The sequence below is a fragment of the Photobacterium sanguinicancri genome (assembly GCF_002265265.1).
Classification (GTDB): Bacteria; Pseudomonadota; Gammaproteobacteria; order Enterobacterales; family Vibrionaceae; genus Photobacterium; species Photobacterium sanguinicancri.
In genome coordinates this window covers 1-8752 of sequence record NZ_NOIF01000202.1, presented here as the reverse complement: position 1 = coordinate 8752, position 8752 = coordinate 1, and the positions used below count along the sequence as shown (strand labels likewise).

Here is an 8752-nt window from a genome sequence, read left to right as displayed (position 1 = left end):
ATGCAGAGTAAATATATTTAAAATAAACCGCTAAGTTAATTTAGCGGCTATAAATTGAATTAAGCTGTTGCAGGCAACAAAGATAGCGCCAATGCTAACGTCTCATCACCTTTCATCATTCCATACATTTGAGGGGGAATTGGCGCGACTGTCTTATTGTAGCTATCTGCTATCTTCTGAAGTTCTTCTTGTTGAAATCGAACTTGCGGGCCAAGAAGGCAAACGTCAAACTCTTGTATTAATTCATTAAAGTTAGTCACAGCATGTGCTTCAATCAAGCAAGTGATACCTTGCCTCTCTGCTGTCTGCTGCATTTTCTTTACCAGCATACTGGTCGACATCCCGGCACTACAACATAATAAAATCTTTTTCATTTCATGCTCCTTGCTTATGTTATTCACACTATTCCAACGATGTGTAAATTGTATACAAATAAAAACAAAGTTAAAAGCGCAACCGGTTGCATTAACGGTGAGAGAGATCGAATTTCAATTACTTAATAATGCAAAATTTTACATTCAGATATTATCAACCATCTAACCTTATAAAATAAATAAGTAGCAATGCCGATTAGTATAAGACTGAATGATGTAAAACATATCCTTGATGCTTAACTCTACGTGACTAATATTTACCTGCATAATATCAGTCAATTACATATGAACTTAAACTGGAAGCAACAAGCCTTATCTATTTCAGAAAAAACAAATAGTTGATAGACTGCCCTCAAAGAGTGTGACGTCACCACAATTGAAGCATCACGCGGTGAACTAGTAGATGGAATTATCGGAGTTATCATGAAAAAAAAGCAGCCAAATGTACAACCTTCTAAAGAGTACGCCACACTACTTCGACGATTAGGTGCGTGGTTTTATGACGTATTGATCGTTGCCGCTGTACTGATGCTCGCTGGCGGTATTGCGATGGCTCTCATTGCAGGTTTACTGCAACTTGGCATATTAGATATTAGTGGGTATGAAGATGCGAGTGCTTATCTTGGGAAGCACCCAGTCGCAGGCATGCTGTATTCTGGTTACTTAGCGGCTGTCGTTATTGCTTTCTATGCATTCTTTTGGTGTAAAGCAGGACAAACCTTAGGAATGCGTGCATGGAAACTGCGCTTACAAAATAGCGATGGATCTAATATTCGCCTAACACAAGCTGTCATTCGGATGGCAACGTCTGCCTTTGGCTTGGGTAATTTTATTGCTCTGTTTAGTAAAAAGAAGCAATCATTTCAAGATATTATGGCTGAGTGTGAAATGATCATCACACCCAAGGTCCGTTGATCCTGTTTCATTTGATACAAAAAAGGAGCGCTAGGCTCCTTTTTTAATCATCACGTTACAAGTTTTACGCTGCTAACTAACTACAATTTACGCCGCAGTAAGTAGATAGTGATCAGTAAGAACACGACACTAGGCCCTATCGCACCAATGATCGGCGGTAAGCTATACACTAGGCTCATAGGCCCAAATACTTCGTTTGAAATATAGAAAGCAAAACCAAAAATAACGCCGGATAAGACCCTTACTCCCATCGTCACTGAACGTAATGGACCAAAGACAAATGACAGCGCAAGTAGCATCATTACTGCGATAGTTACCGGTTGTAAGGCTTTACGCCAAAACGCCAACTCATACCGCGAGGCATCTTGCTTCGACTCTCTCAAGTAAGAGACATAATCATATACCCCAGACAAAGCCAGCTCTTCCGGTTTTACTGTCACAACGGCTAATTTATCGGGTGACAAGACAGTATCCCAAATCTGAGTGTCAGCATGTGTATTTATTTGACGATCTTCGCTAAAGGTTGTCTCAGTTACATCGCGTAACTGCCAGCCTTCATCAGTCAAGTATTGCGCAGAGCTGGCATAAATAGATTTTTGAAGTTTATCACTATCGTCAAATTCCCAAATGTTAACGCTTTCTAAGCCCTGCATCTCTTTGACACGACCAATGTAAATAAAATCATTGTTATCTTTTGCCCAGACTCCGCTTTGCACCGACAACATGCTGCCGCCAGACGTCCAAATCGTACGGAGTTCACGCGCCATTTTCTGCGCTTGCGGTGACCCCCATTGCCCTAACGCCATGATAATCAACATCAAAGGCACTGCGGTTTTCAAAACGGATAATCCAATATCTAATTTTGAAAAACCAGCCGCTTGCATAACCACCAGCTCAGAGCTTGATGCCAGCATTCCCAAGCCAATCAATGCTCCCAGCAACACTGCCATAGGGAAAAACATTTCAATATCACGTGGCAAACTTAAGCCAACAAATGCTAATGCTTTCCATAAATCATAAGTTCCTTCGCCGACTTTTCTTAACTGCTCAACGTACTTGATGATTGCCGATAGCCCCACCAAAGTTGCCAGCGTCAACGAAGTCGTCGCAATGATGGTACGGCCGATGTACCAGTCAAGGATCTTAAACATTACCACGTCTCCGGAACTTATCTTTTAATACACGAATAGGCATGGTATCCCACATGTTGAGCACCACGGCGATCACTAAGGTCACCACATTTACCGACCATAAACCAATATACGTCGGCAAAGTACCATCTTCTAAGGCAGACTTTGCTGCACTCATTGCAAGGAAGTACGCGAGATAAATCATGATAGCGGGGAATAACTTAGCAAAGCGCCCTTGGCGAGGGTTAACGGCTGACAGCGGTACTACCACCATAATCAATAGTGGAATACATAAGAACATCGACACCCGCCATTGGAATTCAGCAACAGCTGATAAATTGCTATGACTAAGCAACTCAACTGTTGGTACCGCTTCCCAATCTCGTTTTTTTTCTCGCACAGCCCGCTGACCAATTAATGCTTGATAGTCCTCAAAATCCGTAATGGTGTAATCCAATCGGGTCGGCAAACCTTCGTAGCGAGTCCCGTCTTTAAGATCGAGCACTTGGCGCCCATCAGGCAACTCACTAACATAACCACGATCTGAGAACGTAATACTTGGGCGTAGTGTATCGGTTGAAAATGGCTGAGCCACAAACACCCGGTGCAGCTTCTTGCCACTTTCTGTTATGTCATCAACAAAAACCACGCCTCGACCATCTGGCGAGCCTTGGAATTGGCCTTTTACTAGCAGGTTAAGCCCTGAATCAGCTTCCGCTTGCTCCATCACTTTTGTTTCTTGCTCTGCCGCCCATGGCGTTAACCACAAGGAATTGAAAGCAGCAAATGAGCCAGAAATAAGCGCCAATAGTAAAGCTGCTTGGATCAGAAATTTATTGCCAATCCCCGTAGCATTCATCACAGTAATCTCACTTTCGGCATACAATCGGCCGAATGTCAGTAAGATCCCGACAAATAAACTCAGCGGTAACATCATTAGCGCCATGTATGGGAAGTAAAGCCCCATAATGGTCAATATTAGATCACCAGGCAGCGAGCCTTCCGATGCGGAGGCTAAAATACGAATAAACTTTTGACTCAGAAATATTAAAAAAAGCACAAAAAGAATCGCAAATTGGCTCTTTAATGTCTCACGTGTCAAATACCGAACAATAATCACGCTTTATATACCCATAGAAAACTTGTTTTTTTGCTGGAATAACTATAGTTTCTCGGTAAACCAGTTATTTTTTTATCTTTCAGCTAAATGTTAGCCTGCACTTTAGATCCTATACTGTTACAGCGATCCAGCAAGTCAGTACGGCATTATCCAACATTTAGCCCTAATTGTCTTTATATAGGATGTAGGAGTACGCATGGAGTTCAGTGTTAAAAGTGGCAGCCCCGAGAAACAGCGCAGTGCCTGTATTGTCGTGGGTGTATTTGAACCACGTCGACTTTCTCCAATTGCTGAACAACTAGATAAGATTAGCGATGGCTATATTAGTTCCCTACTTCGTCGTGGTGATCTAGAAGGTAAGCCAGGCCAAATGCTACTGCTTCACCATGTACCGAACGTACTGTCTGAGCGTGTACTACTTGTCGGCTGTGGTAAAGAGCGCGAACTCGATGAGCGCCAATACAAGCAAATCATCAAAAAAACGATCAGTACATTGAACGAAACCGGTTCAATGGAAGCTGTATGTTTCTTAACAGAGCTTCACGTTAAAGGCCGCGACACTTACTGGAAAGTTCGTCAAGCGGTAGAAACAACCAAAGACAGCCTATACACCTTCGACCAATTCAAGAGCAATAAGCCTGAAACGCGTCGTCCACTACGCAAACTTGTTTTCAACGTGCCAACACGCCGTGAACTCTCTCTTGGCGAGCGTGCAATTTCACACGGCCTTGCTGTTGCATCGGGTGTAAAAGCGGGTAAAGATTTAGGTAACATGCCACCAAACGTGGCAAACCCAGCTTACCTTGCTTCTCAAGCACGCCGTCTGGCTGACGATTTCGACACCGTGAACACCAAAATCATTGGTGAGCAGGAAATGAAAGAGTTAGGCATGACATCTTACCTAGCTGTTGGTCGTGGCTCTAAGAACGAAGCCATGATGTCGGTTATTGAATACAAAGGTAATCCAGACTCAACCGCGAAGCCGATTGTACTTGTAGGTAAAGGTCTAACATTCGATTCAGGCGGTATCTCCATCAAGCCTGGCGCACAGATGGATGAAATGAAGTACGACATGTGTGGTGCTGCGACCGTATTCGGTGCAATGAAATCATTGGCGAAGCTAAACCTTCCAATCAATGTTGTTGGTATTCTTGCTGGCTGTGAAAACATGCCAGGTGGTAATGCTTACCGCCCAGGTGACATTCTGACGACTATGTCAGGTCAAACAGTTGAAGTACTTAACACCGATGCTGAAGGCCGTTTAGTGCTTTGTGATGCACTCACTTATGTTGAGCGCTTTGAGCCTGAATGCGTTGTTGATGTTGCAACATTAACTGGCGCATGTGTTGTCGCCCTTGGTCACCACATTAGTGGCCTAGTTGCTAACCACAACCCATTAGCCCACGAACTGATCAATGCATCAGAGCAAGCAGGTGACCGCGCTTGGCGTCTACCTATGGCTGATGAGTACCAAGAGCAACTAGCGAGCCCATTTGCTGATATGGCAAACCTTGGTTCACCAGGTGCTGGCACTATCACCGCAGGCTGTTTCCTGTCGCGCTTCACTAAGAAGTACAACTGGGCGCACCTTGATATTGCAGGTACAGCTTGGGTTGGCGGTAAAGCCAAAGGCGCTACGGGTCGTCCCGTCCCATTACTAGTCCAATTCTTACTCAACCGAGCTGGCCTAGAAAACGTCGAATAAGACGAATCATAGAAAAAGGGCCCTAAGGGCCCTTTTCTTTTAGCGAGTAAACACGATGACTCATGCAACATTTTATATACTTGAAGACACCCATGTAGCTGCTGATAGCAACTATCAGTTGCACTTTGCCTGTCATCAAGCTGCATGGAGTTATCAGCAAGGTCAAAAAGTCTATATTCTTGCCGAGAGTAAAGACCAAGCAGAACAGATAGATGAATACCTTTGGCAGCAGGAGCCCGATAATTTCGTGCCCCACAACTTAATTGGTGAAGGCACCCGTGGTGGCGCTCCAGTTGAGATTGGCTGGCAAGGTCTTCGTCATACAGGCCGCCGAGGTGTCTTGATTAATTTAAGCCCAGACGCACCAAATTTTGCGGTTACCTTCGCACAAGTGATAGACTTTGTGCCTTGCGACGAAAAGCTCAAGCAGCTAGCACGTGAACGTTATAAAGCTTATCGGCTAAATGGCATTCAATTGCAAACAACCGCTGCCCCTGAGACGCCCTAATTCCCATATAGATCCTTCTAAGAGCGCTATGGAAAAGACATACAACCCACAATCAATTGAACAGGCGCTATATCAGCGCTGGGAAGAGGCTGGTTACTTTAAGCCTCACGGTGATACATCAAAAGAAGCTTACAGCATCATGATCCCGCCGCCAAACGTCACTGGTAGCTTGCACATGGGCCACGCCTTCCAAGATACCATCATGGATACTCTTATCCGTGCACAGCGTATGAAGGGCAAAAACACCCTTTGGCAAGTGGGTACTGACCACGCTGGCATTGCAACGCAAATGGTTGTCGAGCGCAAAATTGCAGCTGAAGAAGGTAAAACAAAACACGACTACGGCCGTGAAGCTTTCATCGACAAAATTTGGGATTGGAAAGCAGAATCAGGCGGCACAATCACGAAACAACTTCGTCGCCTAGGTGCATCTGTCGATTGGGATCGTGAGCGATTCACGATGGATGACGGTCTATCTGCAGCCACTCAAGAAGTCTTCGTTCGCCTATACGAAGAAGATCTTATCTACCGTGGTAAACGCCTTGTAAACTGGGATCCTAAATTGCACACTGCAATTTCTGATCTTGAAGTTGAAAACAAAGACAAAAAAGGCTTCATGTGGCACTTCCGTTACCCATTAGCGGATGGTGTTAAAACAGCCGATGGCAAAGATTACATCGTTGTTGCAACAACACGTCCAGAAACCATGCTGGGCGATACAGGTGTTGCGGTAAACCCAGAAGATCCTCGTTACCAAGATCTGATCGGTAAAGAAATCCTACTTCCTATCGTTGGTCGTCGCATTGCTATTGTTGGCGATGAGCACGCAGACATGGAAAAAGGCACGGGTTGTGTGAAAATCACGCCAGCTCATGACTTTAACGATTACGAAGTAGGCAAGCGTCACAGCCTACCAATGATCAACATCCTAACGTTCAACGCTGATATTCGTGATGCTGCTGAAGTATTCACCACTAACGGCGAAGAAAGCGATGTTTACTCAACAGAGCTGCCAGCTAAATACCAAGGTATGGAGCGCTTTGCTGCACGTAAAGCGATTGTTGCTGAGTTTGAAGAGCTTGGTCTTCTTGAAGAAATCAAAGATCACGACCTAACCGTACCTTACGGCGACCGTGGTGGTGTGGTTATCGAACCAATGCTGACTGACCAATGGTACGTGCGTACAGCACCTCTTGCTGAACCAGCAGTGAAAGCCGTTGAAGATGGTCAAATCCAGTTCGTACCTAAGCAATACGAAAACATGTACTTCGCGTGGATGCGCGACGTACAAGACTGGTGTATTTCTCGTCAACTTTGGTGGGGTCACCGCATCCCAGCTTGGTACGATAACGAAGGCAAAGTCTACGTTGGTCGCAGCGAAGAAGAAGTACGTGAGAAAAATAACCTAGCACCTGTTGTTGTGCTTAACCAAGACAACGACGTGCTTGATACCTGGTTCTCTTCTGCACTTTGGACGTTCGGCACACAAGGCTGGCCTGAAGACACAGAAGCACTTAAAACATTCCACCCATCAGAAGTACTAGTATCAGGTTTTGATATTATCTTCTTCTGGGTTGCTCGTATGATCATGATGACCATGCACTTCGTGAAAGACGAAGACGGCAAGCCACAAGTACCTTTTAAAACAGTTTACATGACGGGTCTTATCCGTGATGAAAACGGCGACAAGATGTCGAAATCGAAAGGTAACGTACTTGACCCAATCGATATGATCGACGGTATTGGTCTTGAAGAGCTAGTAGAAAAGCGTTGTGGCAACATGATGCAGCCTCAACTAGCGAAGAAGATCGAAAAAGCGACACGTAAGACATTTGAAGATGGTATCGAACCATACGGCACCGATGCACTACGTTTCACTCTAGCTGCTATGGCTTCAACTGGCCGTGACATCAACTGGGACATGAAGCGTCTTGAAGGTTACCGTAACTTCTGTAACAAGCTATGGAACGCAAGCCGTTACGTGCTGATGAACACAGAAGAGCACGATTGTGGCATGTCTTTATCTGTTGAAGACCGTGCAAACATGGAATTCTCTCTTGCTGACAAGTGGATTGAATCTCAGTTTGAAGTTGCTGCGAAAGAGTTTAATGCTCACCTAGACAACTACCGTCTAGACATGGCGGCAAACACGCTTTATGAATTCATCTGGAACCAATTCTGTGACTGGTACCTAGAACTAACTAAACCAGTTCTGTGGAAAGGTTCTGAAGCGCAACAGCAAGCGACTCGTTATACGCTGATCACGGTTCTAGAGAAGACTCTGCGTCTTGCTCACCCTGTTCTTCCTTACATCACTGAATCTATCTGGCAGAGCGTTAAGCCGCTAGTAGACGGCGTTGAAGGCGAGACCATCATGACTCAAGCACTTCCTCAGTTTAATGAAGACAACTTCAACGCTGACGTAGTCGCTGATCTTGAATGGGTTAAAGCGTTCATAACTAGCATCCGTAACTTACGTGCTGAATACGATATCGCACCAAGCAAAGGCTTAGATGTGATGATTAAAGTAGCTGACGAAAAAGACGCTGCACGTATCAAAGCAAATGAGATTGTTCTAACTTCTCTAGCGAAACTAGACAGCATTAAAGTATTGGCGGATGGCGAAGAAACCCCAGCGTGTGCAACATCACTAGTTGGTAAATCTGAGCTAATGATCCCAATGGCAGGTCTTATCGACAAAGATGCCGAGCTTGCACGTTTAGACAAAGAAGTCGCTAAAATCCAAGGCGAAATTAAACGCATCGAAGGTAAGCTAGGTAACGAAGGGTTCGTTGCTAAAGCACCGGAAGTGGTTATCGCGAAAGAGCGTGAAAAGTTAGATGGCTATAAAGAAACATTAGCTAAGCTAGAAGCGCAAAAAGTGACAATCGCAGCACTGTAAGCCTTACAGTTACTGCAATAAAGAACGGAAAGCCCGACGAATTATCGTCGGGCTTTTTTTTACCGCCAAGAAAAGCAATAGCTTTTACCTATTAATAT

At 44.7% G+C, this 8752-nt stretch carries 7 protein-coding genes; 4 read left to right on the top strand and 3 right to left on the bottom strand.

The annotated features are described in order from the left end of the window. Positions 1–59 precede the first annotated feature (59 nt). On the bottom strand, positions 60–374 hold the full coding sequence (locus ASV53_RS20905; RefSeq protein WP_094958525.1) for a PTS sugar transporter subunit IIB: 315 nt from the start codon (positions 372–374) through the stop codon (positions 60–62). Positions 375–797: 423 nt separating this feature from the next. On the opposite strand from ASV53_RS20905, the gene ASV53_RS20900 reads away from it, so the two are divergent. Continuing rightward, complete coding sequence (locus ASV53_RS20900) at positions 798–1289, top strand: RDD family protein (protein ID WP_094958524.1); 492 nt, start codon at positions 798–800, stop codon at positions 1287–1289. A gap of 80 nt (positions 1290–1369) precedes the next feature. On the opposite strand, the gene lptG is transcribed toward ASV53_RS20900, so the two are convergent. Further along, a complete protein-coding gene (gene lptG, locus ASV53_RS20895) occupies positions 1370–2440 on the bottom strand; it encodes an LPS export ABC transporter permease LptG (protein WP_094958523.1) in 1071 nt (356 codons plus the stop codon). Further along, positions 2433–3539: an LPS export ABC transporter permease LptF gene (gene lptF, locus ASV53_RS20890; protein ID WP_094958522.1), complete on the bottom strand. Its 1107-nt coding sequence runs from the start codon at positions 3537–3539 to the stop codon at positions 2433–2435. Before lptF ends, lptG begins: the two co-directional genes overlap by 8 nt. A gap of 196 nt (positions 3540–3735) precedes the next feature. Between lptF and pepA the strand changes: the two genes are divergently transcribed. The 3 genes from pepA to ASV53_RS20875 are packed head-to-tail and all read left to right on the top strand — an operon-like array spanning position 3736 to position 8654. Beyond that, the gene (gene pepA, locus ASV53_RS20885; protein ID WP_062691845.1) at positions 3736–5244 is read left to right on the top strand and encodes a leucyl aminopeptidase; all 1509 of its coding nucleotides are present in this window, start codon (positions 3736–3738) and stop codon (positions 5242–5244) included. A gap of 55 nt (positions 5245–5299) precedes the next feature. Beyond that, the gene (locus ASV53_RS20880; RefSeq protein ID WP_094958521.1) at positions 5300–5752 is read left to right on the top strand and encodes a DNA polymerase III subunit chi; all 453 of its coding nucleotides are present in this window, start codon (positions 5300–5302) and stop codon (positions 5750–5752) included. 28 nt (positions 5753–5780) lie between these two features. Then, complete coding sequence (locus ASV53_RS20875; RefSeq protein WP_062691842.1) at positions 5781–8654, top strand: valine--tRNA ligase; 2874 nt, start codon at positions 5781–5783, stop codon at positions 8652–8654. Positions 8655–8752 lie beyond the last annotated feature (98 nt).